Genomic DNA, 22,506 nt, shown 5'->3' on the forward strand with positions numbered 1-22,506 from the left:
GTCTCGATCAATGTGAATGTGAGGTGGCGTGGTTTGCATCGGAGCGTGGGTGCTGTCAGCCGAGCTGACGTAGCGCGGCCTCCAAGGCAAGCTCGTAACTATCGGCGCCGAATCCGGCGATGACGCCGCGAGCGACATCCGAAAAATACGAATGCGCGCGAAACGGCTCGCGCGCATGCACGTTGGAAAGATGCAGCTCGATGAAAGGGATGGCGACACCCGTGAGCGCGTCGCGCAGGGCAACGCTGGTATGCGTAAAGGCGGCCGGGTTGAACAGGATGAAGTCGGTGCCGTCGTCATGCGCTGCATGAACACGCTCGATCAGTGAGTGCTCGGCATTGGACTGTAGCCAATCGAGTTGGTGGCCGGCATCAGAGGCGCGCTGGGTCAGACGCAGACGAAGGTCCTCGAGGGTGGTAGTACCGTAAACACCTGGCTCGCGGGTGCCGAGCAGGTTGAGGTTAGGGCCGTTGAGTACGAGAAGCTTCGCCATTTCATGGGTCCTGATCGACGCTGTTAACCTGTTCAGGATTGGCTTAGATCACGGCACGATCACGCAAGATGCCGCTGCTGGTGCCATATATCGTTAGTGTGGGCGGAGTTTGCCCAAAAACGGACGAGCTGTCTAGTTTGCGTTGGCACAAGCAAAAACGCCACTGCATGATAGGATGAAAGTTATTGCTCTCAACTTCATCACAAGGACGTCTTATGGCTCTTTTTCGTAAGCGTGAGCGTCAACAGCGCAATATTCTGGAATCGCCCCAATATGGCTGGATCTGGAAGCCTCTGGTCGCCTTGCTGATCATCTACCTCGTGGTCTGCGTGGCGCTGGGCGTCTGGTGGAGCCAGCGGCCCGATGATTTTAACGTCGATGACGCGGTGGGCGTGCAGCGCGGCGCCGCGCAGCCATCCGGTGCCGAGGCCGCGTCGGATGCCCCTCGGCCAGGCGAGACCGTGACCGCCACTACCTTGACGCTTCTCGGCAGCTTGCTCGACAAGCCCGGTGGCTATTTGCGCAACGATATCGCGCTGCCGGGATTGTGGCTGGATAACATGCCGAGCTGGGAACATGGCGTGCTTGGGCAAGTGCGGGCCATGAGCGCGACTCTCAATGATTCCATCGCCAGTGGCGACGAAGACGTACAACAAGCCGTCGATGCCTTGGCAGCACGCAGTGACGCCTGGCGTTTTCCGTCAGCCGAAGGGCGTTACCAAGAGGCGCGCGAAGCACTACGCGATTACTTGGGACGTCTGGGTGAGCAGCAGGCGGATTTCTCATCGGATGCCCCGGCATTAGCTGCCTGGCTGGATCGTGTGCAGACTCGGCTCGATCAGCAGACGCAACGTCTGGCAGCGAGTGTGGGAAGCGCCGAACGCCACAGTGCCGATATCGAAACCGGCGAGGATGGCGAGAGTACCCCGTGGTGGCGTATTGACAACGTCTTCTTCGAAGCGCGCGGTAACACCTGGGCCTTGATGCACCTGCTCAAGGCGGCCAAGCGTGACTTCGCGCCGGCCATCGAGGCGGCCGGGGTCGGCAAGTCATATGATCGGCTGATCGACGAACTCGAGGCTTCGCAGGCACGCGTCTGGAGTCCGGTGGTGCTCAATGGCAGCGGCTTTGGCATTTTTGCCAATCACTCGCTGATGATGGCCAACTACACGTTGCGGGCATCACAACTGATTCAAGAGATACGCAGCGATCTCGGGGCACAATAGCCCTCAATAAAACACCCCGCGGCGGTATGTCCGACGCGGGGTGTTGGGCGGGCGGCGAGCGCTTCAGGCTTTGGTATAAGCGTCGGCTGCTTTTTCGATCGCCTTTCGGGCAGCTTCAGCGCCGTCCCAGGAGTCGATCTTCACCCATTTGCCTTTTTCGAGATCCTTGTAGTTCTCGAAGAAATGCGCGATCTGTTGGCGCAGCAGCTCGGGCAAGTCAGTGACTTCCTGCACGTCGTCATACAAGGCGCTCAACTTGGGATGCGGGACGCAGACCAGCTTGGCGTCTTCGCCTGCTTCATCGGACATGTTGAGCACGCCGACCGGACGCGCACGAATCACACTGCCCGCCTGGACGGGATACGGGGTGACCACCAGGGCGTCGAGCGGATCGCCGTCGTCGGCCAGGGTGTTGTTGATGAAACCGTAATTGGCCGGATAGAACATCGGCGTAGCCATGAAACGGTCGACGACCAGCGCGTCCATGTCTTTGTCGATTTCATATTTGACCGGCGTGTGATTGGCAGGGATCTCGATCGCCACATAGACGTCGTTGGGAAGATCCTTGCCAGCGGGAATGTTTTTGAAACTCATCGTCGAGTCCTTGCGGTTTGCAGGTTGAACACCAGCGGGAGAAAATCCGAGAAATTATACGAGTAGCGTCCAGCGTTTACCAACCGACGTGGGACGTAAATGGCATCATGCAATCGTTGTCATGCATCGTCATGCTCAGCGAACGCGGGAATTATCCGTCTCATCATCATTGACAAGGAGACGCTCGTTGACGGCAAGCAGCCTTTCTATCAGCTTCGGTCAGGCATTCGTGGCACCGGATCGGCGTCGCCATCGCAGTTCGATGTCGGTACAGATACCCGGCGGTTCGCAATTGTCCGCCAAGGGGGCCTGCGCCCTGATCAGTGATTCCACCTGGCGCAACGCCATCGCCAAGCAGGCCGGAGATCTGAGCGTACGGGGCTTTCTCGCCGATTATTATTCGACGCCGGAGCATTGGGACGTCAAGACATCGGCACATCGCGTGCTGCGTGCCTTGAATGGCTGGAGCTATAGCCAAAGCGCGTACATCGAAGGCGGCAGCTATATCTGCTCGCTATCGGCCATGGTGTTCCGTCATCGTGAGGTGCATCTCTTTCATATGGGAGACACCTTGGTATTCCGCCTGCGAGGCGCCGAATTCGAGCAAATGTCGCGTGATCACGTCACCGAACTGGGCGGTTATCGCTATCCATCACGGGCGCTTGGCATGGACGGTAGCCTCGACATCGATTACGTGACGGATTCTCTCAAGCAGGGCGACCTTTTCCTGTTCACTACCCAGGCCGTACGCGGCACCCTGTTGCCCTCGGATTTCGTGCAACTGATCCGTGCCGATGTCAGCGACCTCGATGCGGCCTGCGAACGCTTGGCCGAGGCGGCGCTGGCCCGGGCTCAGGAACGCGGTTACGGCGGCGACCAATTCTGCTTTCAGTTGGTGCGCATCGACCGGCTGCCCGAGGAAGTCGAGCCCGATCATCCTGTGCCGTTGTATGGTGACTTGCCGGTGCCTCCCGAATTATCGCCCGGAGAGCGTCTCGATGGGCTGGAGGTGCAAGAGGTGTTGTCGCGTACAGCCAAGTCGCGTGTCTATCGCGTGCATGATGCGCGCAACGAGCGTGAGATAGTAATGAAGGCCCCGAGCCCCGAGCTGTCGCTGCGCAATGCCTATCAAGAACATTTCGCGCTTCAGCAATGGATCGTGCAGCGTGTCAACTCGCCGTTCGTGGCCAAGGTCGTGGACCCGTCCCGCCCGCGCCGCTATCAGTATTACTTGCTCGATTACATCAAGGGCGAATTGCTCAGTGACTGGGCGCTACGCCATCCCCAGGCGAGTCTTGAGGCACGTCTGGATTTAGCGCGTCAGTTGGTCAAGGCGGTGCAGGCCCTGCATCGCCGCGATGTGCTGCACCAGAACATCCACCCCGATAATCTGATGGTCGATTCACATGGGCAGCTGGTACTGACGGATTTCGGCGCCTGCCACCTGCGTGAAAGCGATAGTCAGCAAGCAGCGCGCGAACTGGCGCGTCAGGTGGGATTGAACGAGCACAGCGCACCGGAATATGCGCTGGATACCGAAGTAGGGCGGCGCAGCGATCAATACGAGCTGGCCTCGACCATCTATTGGTTGCTGACCGGGCATCAGCCCTATGCGCTGGCGCCCCACGAGTTACGCAGCCATACCGATCTCGAGCGTATGAGTTACACCAGTGCACGGCGCTACAATCCCGCCATCACCAGCGAACTCGATGACGCCTTGAAGCGTGCCCTCGACCCCCAACGTGCCTTGCGTTTTCGGCGGCTGGGCGAGTTTGCCTCTCATCTGCGCACGCCCAAGCGCCGTGACGACCTCGAAGCCCGCGAGTCATGGCAGCAACCGGCCACGCTATGGAAAATAGTGGCCGGCGTGCTGCTCCTGCTTTTGCTGCTGTCGTGGTGGCTGGGGTAAAGCCTTCGGATATGTCGAGGCGCCGTTAGGCGTCATCCAGCTTCTGCTTGAGGAGGCTGTTGACCTGTTGCGGGTTGGCGGTGCCGCGCGAGGCTTTCATGACCTGGCCCACGAAGTAGCCGATCATTTTGCCGCGCTTGGTCTCGTCGGCTTCACGGTACTGGGTGACCTGAACCGGACTGTCGGCGATGACCTGGTCGATCATGCCCTCGATGGCGTCGGTGTCGGTGACCTGCTTGAGGCCGCGCGCCTCGATGATAGCATCGGCAGTGTCCGCCTCGCCGTCCCAGAGCGCCTGGAAGACCTGCTTGGCGGCCTTGCCGCTGATGGTGTCGTCCATTACGCGTCGAATGAGGCCGCCGAGCTGCTCGGCCGTGACCGGGCTGTTGCCGATTTCCAAGCTTTCGCGGTTGAGGTTGGCCGATAGCTCGCCCTGAACCCAGTTAGCGGCTTGCTTGGCATCGTCACATGTTTCTTTGACGGCTTCGAAGTATTCGGCCATGGCGCGGCTCGAGGCCAACACACCCGCATCGTAGGCGGAAAGGCCCAACTGGTTTTCGAAGCGGTGGCGCTTTTCGCTGGGCAACTCGGGCATGCGTGCGCGCTGGTGATCAACATAGGCGCTGTCGAGAGTGACCGGCAGGAGGTCGGGGCAGGGAAAGTAACGGTAGTCGTTGGCTTCCTCCTTGGTACGCATGCCACGTGTCTCGTCGCGTTCTGGGTCGAACAGTCGGGTTTCCTGAATGACCTCGCCGCCGTCCTCGATGAGTTCGACCTGGCGTTCGACTTCGAAAGCGATGGCTTTCTCGACGAAGCGGAATGAGTTGACGTTCTTGATTTCCGCCCGGGTACCGAAAGCGGCCTGTCCCTTGGGGCGTACCGAGACGTTGACGTCACAGCGCATCGAGCCCTCGGCCATGTTGCCGTCGGAGATGCCGAGATAGGTGACGATGGCATGCAGCGCCTTGATATAAGCCACGGCTTCCTTGGCCGAGCGCATATCGGGCTCGGAAACGATCTCCAGCAGTGGCGTGCCGGAACGGTTGAGATCGATACCGGTCATGCCGTGATAATCCTCGTGCAGTGACTTGCCGGCATCTTCCTCGAGGTGGGCGTGATGAATACGGACGCTGCGTGTCGAACCGTCGTCGAGCGTGATCTCGACCTTGCCGGGGCCAACGATGGGCTGCGCCATCTGGCTCGTCTGATACCCCTTTGGCAGGTCCGGATAGAAGTAGTTCTTGCGCTCGAAAAGCGACGTTTCGGGGATATCGGCGTCGACGGCGAGGCCGAACTTCACCGCCATGGCGACGGCGTTTTCATTGAGTACCGGCAGTACGCCGGGCATGCCGAGGTCGACGGCGCAGGCCTGCGTGTTGGGCTCGGCGCCGAAGGCGGTGGACGCGCCGGAGAAGATCTTGGATTGAGTGGCGAGCTGAACGTGAACCTCGAGCCCGATCACGGTTTCCCACTGCATCATGCCGTCTCCTTGCCGAATGCCGGACGCTTGAGGTGCCAGTCGGTGGCTTGCTGGAATTGATGCGCCACGCCGAGCAGTTGGGCTTCGGCGAAGTGCGGTGCCAGTACTTGGAGGCCGACGGGGCGATTGCCGGCAAAGCCGGCGGGAACGCTGATGCCCGGAATACCGGCCAGATTGACGGCAATGGTGTAGATGTCCTGCAAATACATGGACACCGGGTCCTTCTGTGCGCCCAGATCGAACGCGGGCGTCGGTGCGGTCGGACCCATCAGTACGTCGACTTCGTCGAAAGCATCGAGGAAGTCCTGACGAATCAGGCGACGCACCTGCTGTGCCTTGAGATAGTAGGCATCGAAGAAACCTTCGGACAGGGTATGCGTGCCGATGAGGATACGCCGTTTGACTTCTTCGCCGAAGCCTTCGGCCCGCGTACGCTTATACAAGTCCTCGAGGTCTGTCGGATCATCGCAGCGGTGGCCGAAGCGCACACCGTCATAACGCGACAGGTTGGAAGAAGCTTCTGCCGGGGCAATGACGTAGTAGGCGGGGATCGCCAGATGTGTATGCGGCAGGCTGACCTCGCAGACCTTGGCACCGAGCGACTCGTAGACCTTGATCGCTTCACGCACGGCGGTTTCGACCTCGGGGTCGAGCCCGTCGCCGAAATATTCCTTGGGCAAGCCGATCTTGAGGCCGGAAAGCGAAGTATCGAGATCGGCGGTGTAGTCGGGTACGACGCGCGCCACGCTGGTGGAGTCGCGAACGTCTTGACCGGCGATCGTTTCGAGCAGCAGGGCGCAATCGGCGGCGTTGCGTGCCAGTGGGCCGCCCTGATCGAGGCTCGAGGCATACGCCACCATGCCATAGCGCGAGACGCGGCCATAAGTAGGCTTCAGGCCCGTAATGCCGCAGAAGGCCGCCGGCTGGCGGATCGAGCCACCGGTATCGGTCCCCAGTGCGGCGGGCACCAGTCCCGCGGCGACGGCGGCCGCGCTACCGCCCGAGGAGCCGCCGGGCACAGCGCTCAAGTCCCATGGGTTCTTGACCGGACCATAGAAGCTGTTCTCATTGGACGAGCCCATGGCGAACTCGTCCATGTTGGTCTTGCCGAGGTTGACGGCGCCGGCTTGGCGCAGCTTTTCGACCACCGTGGCATCGTAGGGCGAGACGAAGTCGTCGAGCATCTTCGAGCCGCAGCTGGTGCGCACGCCCTGGGTGCAGAAGATGTCCTTGAGGGCCAGCGGCAAACCGGCGAGAGGGCCGGCATCGCCGGCTTCGCGTGCACGGTCGGCGGCATCGGCGTTGGCCAGTGCCTGCTCGGCGGTCACGGTAATAAAGCTGTTGAGCTCGCCATCGAGGTGCTCGATGCGTTCGAGTGCCGCCTGGCATAGCTCACGGCTGGAGAACTCGCCTGCTTGAAGACCGGCGGCAAGCTCCGTGAGGGTCTTGTCATGCATGGAAGAATATGACTCCTGATTCGAATCCTGACGAGGATGCTTCACTCGACGACGCGCGGGACGAGATAAAGGCCGTCGGTAACGGCTGGCGCACAAGCCTGGAAGCGCTCTCGCTGGCTATGTTCGGTCACTTCGTCGGGACGTAGGCGCTGGGTGGCATCCAGTGGATGCGCCAGCGGGGTGATGTCTTGAGTGTCGACGGCCTGAAGTTGGTCGACCATCTTCAGTATGCGACTCAAGTCGTCGACATAACCGGTTGCTTCGTTTTCACTCAAGCCGACGCGGGCCAAGTGGGCGGCACGGAGCACGTCTGCATGTTCGATCGCCATATCGTTTGCCTTTTATGGAGACTGCGCGGCGTGTGTCAGCGCCGCGCCAATGAGCGCCAATGAAGGTCGCCGTGGGTAACCACAGAATTTACCATATCTGGCGAGCGCTGACAGGCCTTTGCTTGCCGCGCCATCCCCGTGATGGTACCGTTTGCGTCCGCACAGGGTTCCGGTCTGGACTAGGTGAAAGACTTCCATGTTTAAACGTTTACGGGGGCTTTTCTCGAGCGATCTGTCGATCGACTTGGGAACCGCCAACACGCTGATTTACGTGCGCGGTCGCGGTATCGTGCTCGACGAGCCGTCGGTCGTGGCGATCCGCCAGTCTGGCAATATGCGCACCGTCGCGTCCGTGGGGATCGATGCCAAGCGCATGCTAGGTCGTACCCCTGGCAACATTACCGCGATCCGTCCCATGAAGGATGGTGTCATCGCTGATTTTACCGTCACTGAGCAGATGCTCCAGAACTTCATTCGCAAGGTGCATCAAAGCACGTTTCTGACGCCGAGCCCGCGTGTCTTGGTCTGCGTGCCGTGCATGTCGACCCAGGTCGAGCGGCGCGCTATCAAGGAATCCGCAGAAGGCGCTGGTGCACGTGAGGTCTTCCTCATCGAAGAGCCCATGGCGGCGGCCATCGGCGCCGGCCTGCCGGTCGAGGAGGCCATGGGGTCAATGGTCGTCGATATCGGTGGCGGAACTTCCGAGATTGCGATCATTTCGCTCAATGGCGTGGTGTACACCGAGTCGATTCGCGTTGGGGGCGATCGCTTTGATGAGGCGATTTCGGCCTATGTGCGCCGTCATTATGGCAGCCTCATTGGTGAGGCGACCGCCGAGCGCATCAAGGAAGAAATCGGCTGTGCCTATCCCGGCGGTGAGTTGCGTGAAATCGATGTGCGCGGTCGCAATCTGGCGGAAGGCATCCCGCGCAGCTTCACGCTCAATTCGCACGAGATTCTCGACGCCTTGCAGGATCCGCTCTCGTCCATCGTCGCGGCGGTCAAGAGCGCCCTGGAACAATCACCGCCCGAGCTGGCGTCAGACATTGCCGAACGTGGCGTGGTATTGACCGGCGGTGGCGCGTTGTTGCGTGACATCGACAAGTTGATCGCCGAAGAAACGGGCTTGCCGGTGATCGTTGCCGAGGATTCGTTGACGTGTGTGGCCCGTGGCGGCGGCAAGGCGTTGGAAATGATCGATCAGCGGACCTTCGAGTTGCTGTCCAGCGATTGACGCACTCGGGCGCTTGCCATGTTAGCGCTGATACGCCTGCCTGGAAGCCACATGCGTCGTGTGTGGCTTCCAGCGTGTGTCCGATCGTTATGAGTCTTGCGCCCTGTTTGCGGAGGAAGGCTTATTAAACCTCTGTTTTCACACGGTCCGGTGCCCAGTTATCGCATGTTGTTATGTGCGGTGGCTGCTTTCTCATTGATGTTTGCGGAGCATCGCCTGCCTTTCATGGACGATGTGCGCTCGCAATTGACCACTGTGGTGGCGCCCGTGCAATGGGCGGTGAGTCTGCCCAGTGAGGGTTTGTCCTGGGCGGCGCTGGTCTTTTCGGATCAGCGTGCCCTGGTGGATGAGAACCAGCGCTTGCGTCAGCAGTTACTGACGCTATCGCATCGCGTGCAGCGCATGGCGAACTTGACGGCGGAAAACGTGCGACTGCGAGAGTTGCTGAATGCTGCGCCGCGCGATGAAGTCCCCTATATTACCGCTGAATTGTTGTCATTGGATTCCGACCCTTTCACCCAGCAGATGGTGATCGGTCGGGGGCGCCGTGATGGCGTTTATGTGGGGCAGCCTGTCATGGATGCCTCTGGCTTGATCGGGCAGGTCATTGCCGTTTCCGCGTATACCAGCCGTGTGCTGATGGTGAGCGATGCCAATAATGCCGTACCGGTGCAGGTCAATCGCAGCGGGCAGCGTTTCATCGTCCAGGGCTCCGGCGACCTCGATACTCTGAATGTGCTTAATGTGCCGGCGACCGCCGATATCAAGGAAGGTGACCTGCTCACGACCTCGGGATTGGGCGGACGTTTTCCCGAGGGGTACCCTGTTGCGGAGATCACGCAGGTAGATAGGGATGGCCAGCATTCTTTCGCGAGCGTCGAAGCGCGACCGCTTGCGCAACCCGAGCGCTCACGGCATTTCTTGCTACTGTTTCCCTCACCTGCGGCGGCGGCCATTACCAGCGACGTCAATATCGAGGCCGCATTGCACTTGATGGATGGAGGGGTGGTAAAAATACCCAACGAGCTTGAGGAGGCGCGTCCATGATGCGCTTGCCAGGACTTCTCATGATCTGGTTCACCCTGCTGGTGAGCTTGTGCTTGCAGGTCATGCCGCTGCCCGATGCATGGCTGATGTGGCGTCCCAATTGGCTCGGCCTGGCATTGGCTTATTGGTGCATTGCCGCCCCCCAACGCGTCGGTGTCCTCCATGGTTTCGTACTTGGCTTGCTGCTGGATCTGATTGAGGGCACGCCCTTGGGCCAGAACGCCTTGACATTGTCGCTGCTCACCTATTTGTGTCTCTTGCTCTATCAACGCCTGCGTGCCTACTCCATCTGGCAACAGGCCGTCTTGCTCTTTGTATTGCTGGGCTTGATTCAACTGGTCGAGCAATGGCTGCGCACGATTTTCGGCCCGGTCTCTATTCATCTGGCATTCTTGCTGCCCGCGCTCATAGGCGCTGCCTTATGGCCGTGGTTGTTCACCATGATGCAAGTACTACGGCGCCGCTTGAAAATCATTTGACCTCGCTGCTTCATTCCGCGAAACCTTTGTCACCCAAGTCGTGAGGAAAAGCACATGTCCACATCCCAGGGGGCGTCGCTGCGCCTGGCGTCGGCTTCGCCGCGTCGCCGTGAGCTGTTGGCGTCGATTGGCGTAACGCTCGAAGTAGCGTCGGCCGATATCGATGAGACACCGCGGGCGGGGGAGTTGCCTGCCGCTTATGTGGAACGCTTGGCGCGAGACAAGGCGCAGGCCGGTGCGGCGGGAACGTCGTTACCCATATTGGGGGCCGACACAGCCGTGGTGCTGGGGCAGAGCATCCTAGGCAAACCGCGTGATCGCGAAGATGCCGTCGACATGCTCACGGCGTTGTCGGGCACCACGCATGACGTGATGACGGGCGTCGCGGTGACTGGGCCGTGTGGCGTTTTGTCGACCTACGTGACGACCCGGGTGACACTGCGTCCGCTCGAAATGCACGAGATCGATGCGTATTGGCGTAGTGGTGAGCCCGTCGACAAGGCGGGTGCCTATGCCATTCAAGGGCTGGCAGCGATATTCGTCGAGCGCATCGAAGGCAGTCACTCTGCGGTAGTCGGGTTACCTCTTTTCGAGACCGCCAAGTTATTGACGCGTCAAGGTGTCTCGCTGTGGGGCGAGCGCGTGGCTGTGCCATAATGCCGACAGATAATCTGGTTAGGGGCAACGCATGAGCGGCGAGGTACTGATCAATTTGACGCCCATGGAGACGCGTGTCGCCGTGGTCGAGAACGGTGTCTTGCAAGAAGCCTTCATCGAACGCAGCCGTCGACGTGGCATCGTGGGCAATATCTACAAAGGCAAGGTGGTGCGTGTACTGCCGGGCATGCAGGCTGCCTTCGTGGATATTGGGCTCGATCGGGCGGCCTTCATTCATGTCAATGAAGTCGTTGCGCCCAACGCGAGCACCGATGAACACACCACGATCTCGCACTTGCTCCAGGAAGGGCAGCCGTTAGTCGTGCAGGTCACCAAAGACCCCATCGCATCGAAAGGGGCACGTTTAACCACACACCTGTCGGTGCCGTCGCGCTATCTGGTGTATATGCCTGACTCGCCGCATACCGGTGTCTCCCAGCGTATCGAGGATGAGGGCGAACGCGAGCGGCTCAAGACGTTGATCGAAGCCTCTCAGGCGGCAAAACACGATGAGGCGCCGGGGGGCGTGATCATCCGCACTGCTGCCGAGGGTGTGGGACAGGAAGAGCTGGCGACCGACATGCACTTTTTGTTGCGGCTCTGGCGCAAGGTCGATGAACGTCGCCACAGCGCCACACCACCGGCCCTTCTTTACGACGATCTGCCGTTATTCATCCGCACGTTGCGCGACGTGTTGCGCGCCGATATCGAGCGCGTACGAATCGACTCGCGCGAAAACTACGCCAAGCTCAAGGAGTTCGCCAAGGAATTCATGCCCGATGTCGAGTCGTGCATCGAGTACTATCCCGGCGAGCGCCCGTTGTTCGATTTCTATAGCGTCGAGGACGAAATCCAGAAGGCGCTGGGCCGCAAGGTACAGCTCAAGTCAGGCGGGTATTTGGTGATCGACCAGACCGAGGCGATGACCACCATCGATGTCAATACCGGCGGTTACGTGGGGCATCGCAATCTCGAGGAAACCATCTTCAAGACCAACCTCGAGGCGGCCACGGCGATTGCGCGTCAGCTGCGGCTACGCAATCTGGGTGGCATCATCATCATCGATTTCATCGATATGGAAGAGCTCGAGCACCAGCGCCAAGTCCTGCGTGTTCTCGAAAAGGCGCTGGAACGCGACCATGCCAAGAACAAGTTGACCGGCGTGACCGAACTCGGCTTGGTGCAGGTGACGCGTAAGCGCACCCGCGAAAGCCTCGAGCAGACCCTATGTGAACCTTGCTTGACCTGCCAGGGACGCGGAACGCTCAAGACACCGGAGACCGTGTGCTACGAGATATTTCGGGAAATCCTGCGCGAGGAGCGCGCCTACAGCCCGGAAACCTATATGGTGCTGGCTTCTCAGGGAGTGGTCGATCGCCTGCTCGACGAGGAGTCCACGGCGGTGGCGGATCTGGAAGCCTTCATCGGCAAGACGATTCGCTTCCAGGTCGAAGCCCACTATTCTCAGGAGCAGTACGACATCGTGCTGATGTGAGCCCATGAATGCGTTGCGAGGAGCGTGGCGTTGGGCGCTCACGGTCGTGGCAGTGGTACTGAGCGTCATCGTGCTGGTGCTGCTGGCGGCTCGCGGTCTGGCGACACAGGCTGATGCGTTTCGCGACGATATCGAAGCCCAACTTTCCGAACGTTTCAGCGCCGATGCCGAGCTTGAGCATATCGGCGCCGATTGGCATGGATGGGATCCGTCGGCGACCCTTTCGGGAATGACCTTGCGTGCCAAAGCGCCTCAAGCGCCGCCTTTGCTGAGCCTCGAGAGTGCGCATGCGCGTCTCGATACCCTGGCGTCGCTGCGCGCGGGGTATCCCGTTTTCGAAAAGGCCGAGGTCGAACAGGCGACGCTTCATCTTTATCAGCGTGATGAAGGAGGATGGGGCTGGCCTTCGGCGGAAGTGCCCGATGAGGTTCAGGCACCGGGTCGCTTCCGCCTCGCCGATATCGACCGTTGGGTCGGTGTTCTTGTGCGTCAGCGTGTCGCCATTCATGACGTGCGCGTGGTGCTGCATGGGCGGCAGGACGAGGTCACGCTCGTAGCACCGCGCATGCTGATGGCGGGCGGCGACTCACAGGCCCACCTCGAGGGCCAGATGCATGTCGACGGCCAACCGGATGCCGCCTTGAGTGCGGTTCTCGAGGTGCTACCCGGGCGTCATGGACTGGGTGCCTTCAATGCCGCCCTGCAAGTCGACGTCAACGCCCAGGGGCTGCGTGCCCTGGGCCAGGTGTTGACTGCTCAGCAACGCTACACTCTGAACACGGTAGAAGGCGACGCCCGGCTATGGGCCCGCTGGCAGGATGCCCGTCTCGAGGATGTGCGTCTGCGCTTGTCGCTACCCAGGCTGGAGATCACCAGGCGAGGTGGCTCGCCGCTGGCATTCGAGGATATCGGCGTGCGTGCCCAGGCGTTGCGGGATGACGATGGCGGCTGGGATATCTGGGCCAATGACCTGGTTGCCAAGTGCGATGGCGACGACCGCAAAGGCTCTCCCTTGCCCGAGCGATTACAGGCGCGTATTGATGGCGCCGACTGGTGGTTGCGCAGCAGTGGTTTTTCCCTGAATGCGATGGCCGCCTGGGGCCGCATGCTGCCGTTATCCGATGAGCACGCACGAATGCTCGAGCAGATGGCGCCGCAGGGGCGAGTCGCCGGCCTCGAAGTCGGGCGTCATGACGACCGTTGGTTCACACGCACGGCATTGACGGGCGCACGCGTGTCGGCTTGGGACGGCATCCCCGGCGGCGGGCCGTTCAGCGCCTGGGTGACCACCGACAACGCCTCGGGCAGCGTGCATTTTCGTGATGAGCCGGGCATGGTGCTTGCGTTCCCCGATGTCTATGCCCAGCCGATTGCGGTGGATGCCGCGACCGGACATGTCGACTGGCAACGTGACGGTAATGCTTTCGACATCGAGGGCAAGGCACTGCAAGCCAATTGGCGTGGGGCCGATGTCAACGGTACGTTCGCGACGCACATACCGATGGCAGAGGACAGGCCCGGGCATCTCGATCTCGATCTGGCGTTTTCCGATGCTGATGCGATCGATACGCCGCTGCTCGACTGGCTGCCCACCCAAGCCATGGACGACGAATTGCTCGATTGGCTATCGCAGGTCAGCGGCCGCGTTCCCCAAGGCAGTCTGTCATTGTCGCAGACGCTGACCGAACGTGAGGCACCCGAGGGCCAGTTGTTCGTCAATCCCGATGATCGCCTGCAGCTGGCGCTGGATGTCGAGCAGGGCCGGCTACCCTATGACCCCGAATGGCCAGCGCTGGAAAACGTTGCCGGCCATTTGGATATCGACAATCAGACCCTGGTCGCGCAGGTGGACCACGCCTTTAGCATGGGCCTGGAAACGCGCGATGCCCGCGTCTTGATGATCGGCAATACGTTGGGTGTGCGTGGGCCTGTCACGGGATCCAGCCAAGCCTTGCTGGATTATCTCGCCGCAGCGCCGCTGGAAGATCTTAGCGAGACCTTTGCCGATTGGCAGAGTGAAGGCCAGGTCGAGGCCGATCTCGACATGACGATTCCGCTGGCGATTCCTGAAGCGATGAAGGCCGATATCAAGGGGCGTGTCGAGGCCTCGCGACTGTATCTCGGCATGTTGCGCCTTCCGCTCGAAGATGTTCAGGGCGATCTGCGTTATCGACACCTCAAGGATCAGGACCTGCTGACCGGTGACGTGAGTGCGCGGGCGCTGGGGGGAAATATGAATGGCACGCTGGACATGGGCGGTGATGGCTTTACCTTCACGGGCCGTGCCAGCGCCGAGGGATTATTGAGCTGGGCGCGCCTGGCGCCGCAGCCAGCGCTTGCCGAGGGTACGCTACCGTATCGCGCCCGGGTCACTTTCGACGATGAGGACAACGCGAGCGTGCGCGTTACCAGCGACCTCGAAGGCCTGGCTCTGCACCTACCAGCCCCCTTTGGCAAGGCCGTCGACGACACGGCGCCGCTGAAAGTCAACGCGGATGTGGCCTCGGGTAGCGGCCGGGTCAGCGTATCGGATTGGGGGCGATTACGCTGGCGTGTGCGAGACGAACGTTTACAGGGCCAGGCATGGTTGGAAAACTGGCCGGAAGCGCCCCAGTGGCCACAGCAGGATGGCTGGAGCGTGAACTGGCAGCCGCCTCGGTTGGACCCACAACAATGGATATCGCTGCTGCGTGAACGCGATCTCAACCGACAAGTCACCACGCAACCCAAGGGCGTGCCGGACGACGCCTCGAGCGGCACGGGCGAGGACCTCTCGAGTGGTTTGCAGCGTATCGCCGTCTCGTCGCCTTGTGTCGTTCTCGATGGACAATGCCGGGGCGCGTTGCAAGCCGATATCACCCCGCTCGAGGATGGATGGCAATTGGCGCTGGCCGGTCCCGTGGCGGCGGGAGAAGCGCAGTGGCGGCCAGAGGCGCCGCGCTCGCTGGATATTAACCTCACGCGTCTAGATCTTGACACCCTGTGGCCTGCCGAGGGTGCTAGCCAAGGCGACGGTAAGGTGAAACTCAGCGATGAAATCGCCACGCCGCCAGATCCCGTAGCGCTTCCGGATGGCGTGGAAGGCTGGCCCGATGGGCGTTTGCATGTCGACGAGCTGCGTCATGACGGGCAGACCATCGGTCCGCTCGATGCCGACTGGCAGACCTCGTTACAGCGTCTGGATATCAAGCCGTTGTCGTTGGTGGTCAACGGCGTGACGGCGAGCGGCGAACTGGCCTGGGAAGCCACAGGGCGAAGAGATAGCCTGACGCGCGCGCGGATGACCCTGAAGGGGAGCAATCTCGGCGACGCCCTGGTTCGCCTAGGGCAACCCGAAGTGGTCAATAGCGAAAGCGTCGATCTGGATGCGCGCTTGGCATGGCCCGGGGCGCCATGGCAATTTGCCGTTGAACGCTCGCAGGGCAGTGCATCACTGGCATTGACCAATGGCCGTTTCCGGGAGGTCGAATCGGGCCCGGCCAAGCTGGTGGGACTGCTCAATCTGGATAACATCTTCCGTCGGCTGACGTTGGACTTCTCCGATATTACCCAGGAGGGGACGGCTTTCAATAGCGTGAATGGCGAGGCGACGCTATTCGACGGCAAGCTCATAACCCGAGGCCCGGTTGAAATCGACGGTTCGGCCACCCACTTTACCTTGCAAGGCGAAGTCGATCTCGTGCAGCGTACACTGAATCAGCGACTGGGTATCACCGTGCCGGTGAGCCAGAATTTGCCGCTGGCGGCCGTGCTCGTTGGCGCGCCGCAAGTAGGCGTGGGATTGTACCTCGCCCACAAGCTTTTCGGCGGCTGGCTCGATAAGGCAACGCAGATACATTACCGCGTGCACGGCCCATGGTCGTCGCCGCAACTGACACTGGAAAGCGCCCGATGAACGCACTCAACGACAGCGCCTTGAATCAGGCGACCTCATTGCTCCTCGCGCCGGGGGGGCTCGACCTGGCGGCGCTAGATACCGGCCTGGGCCACGCCATGGGGCCGGGTATCGATTATGCCGACTTGTATTTTCAGCGTACCTGGCAAGAAAGCTGGATCCTCGAGGACGGCGACGTCAAGGAGGCCGGCTACAGCATCGACGGTGGCGTCGGCGTACGCACCCTGACCGGGGAAAAGACCGGTTTTGCCTACTCCAATCAGATCAGTCCCGATGCGCTGGCCGATACCGGGCGTATTGCAGCGGGTATCGCGCGAAGCGGCCAACGCTTGCCGCCTCAGGCGGTTCAGGCTGCCACGCCTACGCGCCGCTACGCCGATGTCGATCCGCTGGCGGGGCTGTCCGCCGAGGATAAAATCGCCATGCTCAAGACGGCGGATCGTGTGGCCCGTGCCGCCGATCCGTGTATCACGCAAGTCAGTGCCTCTCTGTCGGGCGTCTATGAAGTGGTGATGGTGCGCGCCAGCGATGGCACGCTAGCAGCCGATATTCGCCCCTTGGTACGCTTCAACGTCAGCGTCATCGCCGTGCGTGACGGGCGTCGTGAGCGGGGTAGCGCAGGCGGTGGCGGTCGTTACTCGATGGCGCGCTTGCGCGACGAAAACGTCGCAGAACGCTTTGCCAAGGAGGCGGTGCGTCAGGCGAAGGTCAATCTGGAGGCGGTCGATGCCCCGGCCGGCCAAATGCCGGTGGTGTTGGGCAACGGCTGGCCCGGCATTCTGCTGCACGAGGCGGTGGGGCATGGCCTCGAGGGAGACTTCAACCGCAAGGGCAGCTCGGCTTTCGCGGGGCGTATTGGTGAACGTGTGGCCGCGCCCGGTGTCACGGTCGTCGACGACGGGACGCTATCCGACCGGCGCGGATCGCTTTCCGTCGACGATGAAGGGACGCCGACGCAACGCAACACGCTGATCGAGGACGGTATCCTCAAGGGCTATATGCAGGACAAGCTCAACGCACGCTTGATGGGCATGGCGCCCACTGGTAATGCGCGTCGCGAGTCCTATGCACACGCCACCATGCCGCGCATGACCAATACTTGCATGATGGCCGGCCAAGATGATCCCGAGGACATCGTCAAAAGCGTCAAGCGGGGCATCTATGCGGTGAGCTTCGGCGGCGGCCAGGTCGATATCACCTCGGGACGTTTCGTGTTCTCCGCCTCCGAGGCTTATTTGATCGAGGACGGCAAGATCACCGCACCGGTCAAGGGTGCGACCTTGATCGGCAACGGGCCAGAGGTCATGCAGCAGGTGTCGATGATCGGGCACGATCTCGATCTGGATACCGGTATCGGTGTCTGCGGCAAGGAAGGTCAGGGGGTGCCGGTCGGCGTGGGCCAGCCGACACTCAAGATCGACGAACTCACCGTCGGCGGGACGCAGTCCTGAGGTAAGGGAGAAGAAGTAAGCAATAAGAGGGAAGAAGGAAGAACGAGGAGCAAGCCAGGATATGTGGTTTCCTTTCATCTTCCAGGCGCGAAGCGCCGGTCTTCCTTCTTTGAGGCACGGAGTGCCAATCTTACATTTCGGCGGTTTCGCGAATCAGTTTGAACAGTTTGCGGGTATTCTTCGGCGGTTTTTCGCGCTGGCGCTCGCTTCTAGCATTGCGAGTGAGTTGCCGCAGCGTCTGTCGGTCGACCTCGGGGTATTCGGCGATGAAGGCCGCCAGCGCGTCGGCGCTGTCGTCCTCGATGAGCCGGTTGCGCCAATGCTCGAGACGATGGAAGGCGTTATCGCGCTGTAACTTTTCCTGTTCGATGGCGTCGAACGTTGCCTGAATGGCCGTAAGGTCTTCGCGGCGCATGACCTTGCCTACATACTGCATGTGGCGACGACGGCCTTCGTGGGAGCGGATGCGCGAGGTGTCCTCGACCGCGACACGCATGTCGTCGGAAAGCGGCAGGCGTGCGCGCTGGGCATCGCTCATGGCGATGATGCGTTCACCCAGCGCTTGCAGGGCTTTCATCTCGTGCTTGCGCTGGGTCTTGCTGGGGCGTCCCGCCTCTTCATCGTGCGGGTCGGGGAGATCGATCGACATTGCATTACCATCATGCTTCGGGGATGACCGTGCAGTATATCAGGCTTCCTCGACAATCCTACCGAGCCCTTGAGCAGTGTCTCGGGCCTTATGAGTACAGGAGTAGACCATGAGCCAGGCCTTCGATGCCGTAGAGCAGCAAGCACGCTTGGAGGCACGCGTCGCGCAGGCCTTGGAATGGGCCAAGCGATTGGGCGCCGATGCGTGTGAAGTGGGCGCCAGCGTGGACCAGGGAATCGAGGTCGGTGTACGCCTGGGCGACGTGGAAAACGTCGAGCTATCCCGCGATCAAGGGATCGCGGTGACCGTGTACGTGGGGCAGCGCAAGGGCAGCGTGTCGACATCCGACGCGAGCGATGAATCCTTGCGTGCGGTGGTCGAGAAAGCGTTGGATATTGCGCGCTATACAGCGGAAGACCCGGCCTCGGGCTTGGCCGATGCTTCACTGATGGCGACGGAATTGCCGGATCTCGGCGTCCATTATCCTTGGCCGTTGAGCACCGACGATGCCATCGAACTGGCACTTGCTTGCGAGTCCGCCGGTCGCGGGGTCGAGGGTATCGCCAACTCCGAGGGGGCGAGCCTATCCAGTGGTGAAGGCGTGCGCGTTTATGGCAATAGCCATGGATTTCTGGGGAGCCAGCGCGGAAGCCACCACTCGCTGTCGTGCATGCTCATCGCCGGTCAGGGAGCGGACATGCAGCGCGATTACGACTATACCTCGGTACGCAATCCAGCGGACTTGGAGTCGCCCGAGGCGGTGGGTCGACGTGCTGCCGAGAAGACGTTGGCCCGTTTGGGGGCAGCCTCACCAGCGACAGGTCGAATGCCGGTGCTCTTTGCGCCCGAGCTTGCCAGCGGTTTGGTGGGTAGTTTCATGGGCGCCATCGCCGGAGGCGCCTTGTATCGCGAGGCATCCTTCCTGTGTGGTCAGTTGGGTGAGACTATCTTCCCCGAGTGGTTCACGCTGTGTGAACGGCCTCGTGAATATGGCGCCATGGCGAGTACGGCCTTCGATAATGATGGCGTCGCCACGCGCGACAACGTGTTCATCGACCAGGGACGCTTGGCGAGTTACATGCTTTCGGCATACAGTGCGCGGCGCTTGGAAATGACCACGACCGGCAATGCCGGTGGCGCGCGCAATCTGCGTATCGAGGCGCCTCTAGTTTCGCGGGATGAATTGCTCGCGCGGATGGGGCGTGGCGTACTCGTTACCGAATTGATGGGGCAAGGGGTCAATGGCGTGACCGGCGATTATTCACGCGGTGCGTCGGGCTTCTGGGTCGAGGATGGCAAGATTCAGCATCCCGTCGAGGAATTCACCATTGCCGGCAACTTGCGCGATATGTTCGCCAATATCCAAGGCGTAGGCAGCGATACCGATACGCGCGGCAGTGTGCATACCGGGAGCTGGTTGATCGGCGACATGATGGTGGCGGGCGAGTAAAAAGCTCGGTGACGCGGTGCCTCAGCGCCGCGTCTCAATAAAACGCTGTGGCCAGTCCCAGAAACGCGACGAAGCCGACCACATCAGTAATCGTCGTCAAGAGCACGCCTCCCGAGAGCGCTGGGTCAATCTTCAGGCGCTTGAGCAGCACGGGAATCACGGTGCCGGCCAGTGCGGCGACGGTCAGGTTGATGACCATCGACAAGGCGATGATGCCGCCGAGTTTGTAGTCGTCGAAGCGCACGATGGCGACCAGGGCCACGATCACGGCCCATAGCACACCGTTCATCATCCCCGAGAGCATTTCGCGGACCAGCAGCCACTGCACGTTGGCGCCGCCGACGTGTCCGAGGGCGATCCCGCGAATCAGCACCGTCAGCGTCTGCGACCCGGCGATACCGCCCATGCTGGAGACGATGGGCATCAACACGGCCAGCGCAGTGATTTGCTGAATGGTCGATTCGAAGATGCCGATGGCAAACGATACGATGGTCGCCGCAATCAGGTTGATGCCTAGCCATACGGCGCGTCGACGCCCGGTACGCCACGCTGGCGCGAAGGTGTCCTCGTCCTCGTCGAGGCCGGCCATGCTCATGACCTGGTGCTCGGCATCCTCGCGAATGACGTCGACCACGTCGTCGATGGTGATTCGGCCCAGCAGGGCGCCGTCGGTGCTCACCACCGGTGCCGAAATGAGATCGAATTTCTCGAACAGGCTGGCGACCTCGGTGTCCGCGGCCGTGGCTTGCACCGAAGCAAAATCGGTGTTCATGACCTCGCGGACCAGGATCGAAGGGTCGGATACCAACAGCAAATTGAGCGGTAGCGTGCCGATCAGTTCGTCGCGGCGGGTGACGACGAGCAGCGTATCGGTGGAGTCGGGCAACTTTTCGTGTCGGCGCAGATAACGCAGCACCACGTCCAGGGTGATATCCGGGCGAATGGTGATGGTGTCGGTGTTCATCAAGCCGCCTGCGGTGTCCTCGGGGTAGGACAGCACGGTCTCGATCCGCTGGCGTTCTTGCGCCTCCATGGCTTGCAGTACTTCGTGAATGACCGTGTTGGGCAAGCGTTGCAGCAAGTCGGCGAGGTCGTCGACGTCGAGTCCTTCGGTCGCCGAGACGAGCTGTTCGGCGTCCATGCGGCTCAGGAATTCGCTCTGGATGTCGTCACCCAGGTATTGCAGCACATCGCCCTGCAATTCGGGGTCGACCAGTTCCCACAGCACATTGCGCTCACGCGGCGGCGTTGATTCAAGCAGATGGGCGACATCGACCGGGGCCAGGCCACGATTGAGCATGCGCCGCGCCTGGTCCAGCGCACCGCTTTCCAAGGCCTCGCTGAGGCGGTCCAGCCGAGGCTGTAATTGCTTGTGATTGGGGCTCATGGGGAATCGGCATCCTTTGTCGATTCTTGGGCGAAGCGTAATTCTAACATCGCTTCGGGCAGGCGCGAACGCTGTTCGCTAATCAAGCATCTTCCTCGAAGCGTGACTCGAACAAGGTGGTGAGGGCCTTGAGTACCTCGTCGGCGTCGTCGCCCTCGGCTTGAATGTCGAGTTCGGTCCCGCAGGGGGCTGCCAGCATGAGCAGTGACATGATGTTGGTGGCATCCGCTTCACGCTGACCATGGAACACACAGACGCGCGCCGCATAAGGTTGGCAGCATTGCACGAGCTTGGTCGCGGCACGTGCGTGGAGGCCGCGCTTGTTGGTGAGTTGCAGCCTACGACGCGGCATCGCCATCCTCCGGCAGTGCGGCTTGCACGCCCAATTCGCGATGGCGTAGGCGCACTCCACTCATTTGTGTCGCAAAATACCGAGCCAGCCCTTCGATCAGGTATACCGAGCGGTGCTGGCCACCGGTGCAGCCGATCGCGACGGTCAAATAACTACGATTGCTGGCAACATAGGCGGGGAGCCAGCGTTCCAACCACTGACGTATATCGTCGGCCATGGCGTGAACGTCGGGGTAGGCTTCGAGAAACGTGACGATTTGAGAATCGCGACCGTCGAAACCGCGTAGCTGAGGGTCCCAGTAAGGGTTGGGCAGGCAGCGCGCATCGAACACCATGTCGGCATCCAGCGGGACGCCGCGTTTGTAGCCGAATGACTCGAACGTCAAGGTCAGGTGTCGGCCGCTATGGCGTGCCACCTGCTCGGCGATGCGGCCACGCAGTTCGTGTACCGACAGGTTGGAGGTGTCGATGACCAGATCGGCGATATCGCGAATCGACGAAAGGTAGGCTTGTTCCTGTTCGATGGCCTCGGCGAGCGTCATTTCACTGGTTCGCGTCAGCGGATGACGACGGCGCGTCGCCGAGTAGCGTTCCAGTAGTATGCGCGAGTCGGCGGTCAAATAAACGACCTGGCACTGAATGCCTCGGGCGCGGATCTCTTCGAGCAGCACCGGGAAGCGTCTCAGGGCATCGGGAAGATTGCGTGCGTCGATACTGACCGCGATATGCGTGCGTGACGGCGGGCCTTCACGTAGCTCATCGATCAGGGGTGCCATGAGACTGGCCGGCAGGTTGTCGATCGCGTAGTAGCCGAGATCCTCGAGTGCTTGGAGGGCAATCGATTTGCCGGAGCCGGAACGGCCGCTGATGATCACGAGCTGCATGAGCGCCCCTTGTGTTGCGCGAGTATCAGTATGCGCGGA

19 protein-coding genes are annotated in these 22,506 nt (G+C 61.1%); 10 read left to right on the top strand and 9 right to left on the bottom strand.

Features of this window, described 5'->3' with window-relative positions:
* Positions 1–55: 55 nt before the first annotated feature.
* Positions 56–493 carry a type II 3-dehydroquinate dehydratase gene (gene aroQ, locus OP495_RS00115; RefSeq protein ID WP_280562358.1) on the bottom strand — a complete coding sequence of 146 codons (438 nt, stop codon included), beginning with the start codon at positions 491–493 and terminating at the stop codon, positions 56–58.
* Between the two features lie 215 nt (positions 494–708).
* On the opposite strand from aroQ, the gene OP495_RS00120 reads away from it, so the two are divergent.
* On the top strand, positions 709–1,719 hold the full coding sequence (locus OP495_RS00120) for a DUF2333 family protein (RefSeq protein ID WP_280562357.1): 1,011 nt from the start codon (positions 709–711) through the stop codon (positions 1,717–1,719).
* A gap of 63 nt (positions 1,720–1,782) precedes the next feature.
* Here the strand turns inward: OP495_RS00120 and ppa are convergent, their stop codons facing one another.
* Complete coding sequence (gene ppa, locus OP495_RS00125) at positions 1,783–2,313, bottom strand: inorganic diphosphatase (protein ID WP_280562356.1); 531 nt, start codon at positions 2,311–2,313, stop codon at positions 1,783–1,785.
* A 187-nt stretch (positions 2,314–2,500) separates the two neighbouring features.
* Here ppa and OP495_RS00130 point away from each other — a divergent pair, with 187 nt between their 5' ends.
* Complete coding sequence (locus OP495_RS00130; RefSeq protein WP_280562355.1) at positions 2,501–4,222, top strand: bifunctional protein-serine/threonine kinase/phosphatase; 1,722 nt, start codon at positions 2,501–2,503, stop codon at positions 4,220–4,222.
* A 25-nt stretch (positions 4,223–4,247) separates the two neighbouring features.
* Here the strand turns inward: OP495_RS00130 and gatB are convergent, their stop codons facing one another.
* Genes gatB through gatC form a run of 3 tightly spaced genes read right to left on the bottom strand, consistent with a single transcriptional unit; the run spans position 4,248 to position 7,488 of the window.
* Positions 4,248–5,699: an Asp-tRNA(Asn)/Glu-tRNA(Gln) amidotransferase subunit GatB gene (gene gatB, locus OP495_RS00135; protein ID WP_280562391.1), complete on the bottom strand. Its 1,452-nt coding sequence runs from the start codon at positions 5,697–5,699 to the stop codon at positions 4,248–4,250.
* Complete coding sequence (gatA, locus tag OP495_RS00140) at positions 5,699–7,159, bottom strand: Asp-tRNA(Asn)/Glu-tRNA(Gln) amidotransferase subunit GatA (protein WP_280566424.1); 1,461 nt, start codon at positions 7,157–7,159, stop codon at positions 5,699–5,701. Before gatA ends, gatB begins: the two co-directional genes overlap by 1 nt.
* A 41-nt stretch (positions 7,160–7,200) precedes the next feature.
* On the bottom strand, positions 7,201–7,488 hold the full coding sequence (gatC, locus tag OP495_RS00145; protein WP_280562353.1) for an Asp-tRNA(Asn)/Glu-tRNA(Gln) amidotransferase subunit GatC: 288 nt from the start codon (positions 7,486–7,488) through the stop codon (positions 7,201–7,203).
* Positions 7,489–7,684: 196 nt separating this feature from the next.
* Here gatC and OP495_RS00150 point away from each other — a divergent pair, with 196 nt between their 5' ends.
* The 7 genes from OP495_RS00150 to tldD all read left to right on the top strand — a co-directional run bounded on the left by OP495_RS00150 (position 7,685) and on the right by tldD (position 17,746).
* A complete protein-coding gene (locus OP495_RS00150; protein WP_280562352.1) occupies positions 7,685–8,722 on the top strand; it encodes a rod shape-determining protein in 1,038 nt (345 codons plus the stop codon).
* 123 nt (positions 8,723–8,845) lie between these two features.
* On the top strand, positions 8,846–9,769 hold the full coding sequence (gene mreC / locus OP495_RS00155; protein ID WP_280562390.1) for a rod shape-determining protein MreC: 924 nt from the start codon (positions 8,846–8,848) through the stop codon (positions 9,767–9,769).
* Entirely contained in the window at positions 9,766–10,248 is a 483-nt protein-coding gene (mreD, locus tag OP495_RS00160; protein ID WP_280562351.1) for a rod shape-determining protein MreD, read from the top strand. The genes mreC and mreD overlap by 4 nt, the downstream gene beginning before the upstream one ends.
* A gap of 54 nt (positions 10,249–10,302) precedes the next feature.
* Positions 10,303–10,905, top strand: coding sequence for a Maf family protein (locus OP495_RS00165; protein ID WP_280566427.1), 603 nt, complete (start codon positions 10,303–10,305; stop codon positions 10,903–10,905).
* A 31-nt stretch (positions 10,906–10,936) separates the two neighbouring features.
* Positions 10,937–12,400, top strand: a complete 1,464-nt coding sequence (rng, locus tag OP495_RS00170; RefSeq protein ID WP_280562349.1) for a ribonuclease G — start codon at positions 10,937–10,939, stop codon at positions 12,398–12,400.
* Positions 12,401–12,404: 4 nt separating this feature from the next.
* The gene (locus tag OP495_RS00175; RefSeq protein WP_280566429.1) at positions 12,405–16,295 is read left to right on the top strand and encodes an AsmA-like C-terminal region-containing protein; all 3,891 of its coding nucleotides are present in this window, start codon (positions 12,405–12,407) and stop codon (positions 16,293–16,295) included.
* On the top strand, positions 16,292–17,746 hold the full coding sequence (tldD, locus tag OP495_RS00180; RefSeq protein ID WP_280562347.1) for a metalloprotease TldD: 1,455 nt from the start codon (positions 16,292–16,294) through the stop codon (positions 17,744–17,746). Before OP495_RS00175 ends, tldD begins: the two co-directional genes overlap by 4 nt.
* 130 nt (positions 17,747–17,876) lie before the next feature.
* Here tldD and yjgA read toward each other — a convergent pair whose 3' ends face one another.
* On the bottom strand, positions 17,877–18,395 hold the full coding sequence (gene yjgA, locus OP495_RS00185) for a ribosome biogenesis factor YjgA (RefSeq protein WP_280566431.1): 519 nt from the start codon (positions 18,393–18,395) through the stop codon (positions 17,877–17,879).
* Positions 18,396–18,504: 109 nt separating this feature from the next.
* Between yjgA and pmbA the strand changes: the two genes are divergently transcribed.
* Positions 18,505–19,845 (top strand): metalloprotease PmbA, encoded by a 1,341-nt coding sequence (gene pmbA / locus OP495_RS00190; RefSeq protein ID WP_280562345.1) that lies wholly within the window; start codon positions 18,505–18,507, stop codon positions 19,843–19,845.
* A gap of 34 nt (positions 19,846–19,879) precedes the next feature.
* On the opposite strand, the gene mgtE is transcribed toward pmbA, so the two are convergent.
* From mgtE to rapZ, 3 genes are all read right to left on the bottom strand, one after another.
* A complete protein-coding gene (gene mgtE / locus OP495_RS00195) occupies positions 19,880–21,232 on the bottom strand; it encodes a magnesium transporter (protein ID WP_280562344.1) in 1,353 nt (450 codons plus the stop codon).
* A gap of 82 nt (positions 21,233–21,314) precedes the next feature.
* Complete coding sequence (locus OP495_RS00200) at positions 21,315–21,584, bottom strand: HPr family phosphocarrier protein (RefSeq protein WP_280562343.1); 270 nt, start codon at positions 21,582–21,584, stop codon at positions 21,315–21,317.
* Positions 21,571–22,467 (bottom strand): RNase adapter RapZ, encoded by an 897-nt coding sequence (gene rapZ / locus OP495_RS00205; RefSeq protein ID WP_280562342.1) that lies wholly within the window; start codon positions 22,465–22,467, stop codon positions 21,571–21,573. The genes OP495_RS00200 and rapZ overlap by 14 nt, the downstream gene beginning before the upstream one ends.
* Between the last annotated feature and the right edge of the window lie 39 nt (positions 22,468–22,506).

The sequence above is a fragment of the Chromohalobacter sp. 296-RDG genome, assembly GCF_029889885.1.
Classification (GTDB): domain Bacteria; phylum Pseudomonadota; class Gammaproteobacteria; order Pseudomonadales; family Halomonadaceae; genus Chromohalobacter.

Coding starts and splice junctions, on each gene's coding strand:
- aroQ (WP_280562358.1), bottom strand. CDS start 493: ATGGCGAAGCTTCTCGTACTCAACGGCCCTAACCTCAACCTGCTCGGC.
- OP495_RS00120 (WP_280562357.1), top strand. CDS start 709: ATGGCTCTTTTTCGTAAGCGTGAGCGTCAACAGCGCAATATTCTGGAA.
- ppa (WP_280562356.1), bottom strand. CDS start 2,313: ATGAGTTTCAAAAACATTCCCGCTGGCAAGGATCTTCCCAACGACGTC.
- gatB (WP_280562391.1), bottom strand. CDS start 5,699: ATGCAGTGGGAAACCGTGATCGGGCTCGAGGTTCACGTTCAGCTCGCC.
- gatA (WP_280566424.1), bottom strand. CDS start 7,159: ATGCATGACAAGACCCTCACGGAGCTTGCCGCCGGTCTTCAAGCAGGC.
- gatC (WP_280562353.1), bottom strand. CDS start 7,488: ATGGCGATCGAACATGCAGACGTGCTCCGTGCCGCCCACTTGGCCCGC.
- OP495_RS00150 (WP_280562352.1), top strand. CDS start 7,685: ATGTTTAAACGTTTACGGGGGCTTTTCTCGAGCGATCTGTCGATCGAC.
- mreD (WP_280562351.1), top strand. CDS start 9,766: ATGATGCGCTTGCCAGGACTTCTCATGATCTGGTTCACCCTGCTGGTG.
- OP495_RS00165 (WP_280566427.1), top strand. CDS start 10,303: ATGTCCACATCCCAGGGGGCGTCGCTGCGCCTGGCGTCGGCTTCGCCG.
- rng (WP_280562349.1), top strand. CDS start 10,937: ATGAGCGGCGAGGTACTGATCAATTTGACGCCCATGGAGACGCGTGTC.
- OP495_RS00175 (WP_280566429.1), top strand. CDS start 12,405: ATGAATGCGTTGCGAGGAGCGTGGCGTTGGGCGCTCACGGTCGTGGCA.
- tldD (WP_280562347.1), top strand. CDS start 16,292: ATGAACGCACTCAACGACAGCGCCTTGAATCAGGCGACCTCATTGCTC.
- yjgA (WP_280566431.1), bottom strand. CDS start 18,395: ATGTCGATCGATCTCCCCGACCCGCACGATGAAGAGGCGGGACGCCCC.
- pmbA (WP_280562345.1), top strand. CDS start 18,505: ATGAGCCAGGCCTTCGATGCCGTAGAGCAGCAAGCACGCTTGGAGGCA.
- mgtE (WP_280562344.1), bottom strand. CDS start 21,232: ATGAGCCCCAATCACAAGCAATTACAGCCTCGGCTGGACCGCCTCAGC.
- OP495_RS00200 (WP_280562343.1), bottom strand. CDS start 21,584: ATGCCGCGTCGTAGGCTGCAACTCACCAACAAGCGCGGCCTCCACGCA.
- rapZ (WP_280562342.1), bottom strand. CDS start 22,467: ATGCAGCTCGTGATCATCAGCGGCCGTTCCGGCTCCGGCAAATCGATT.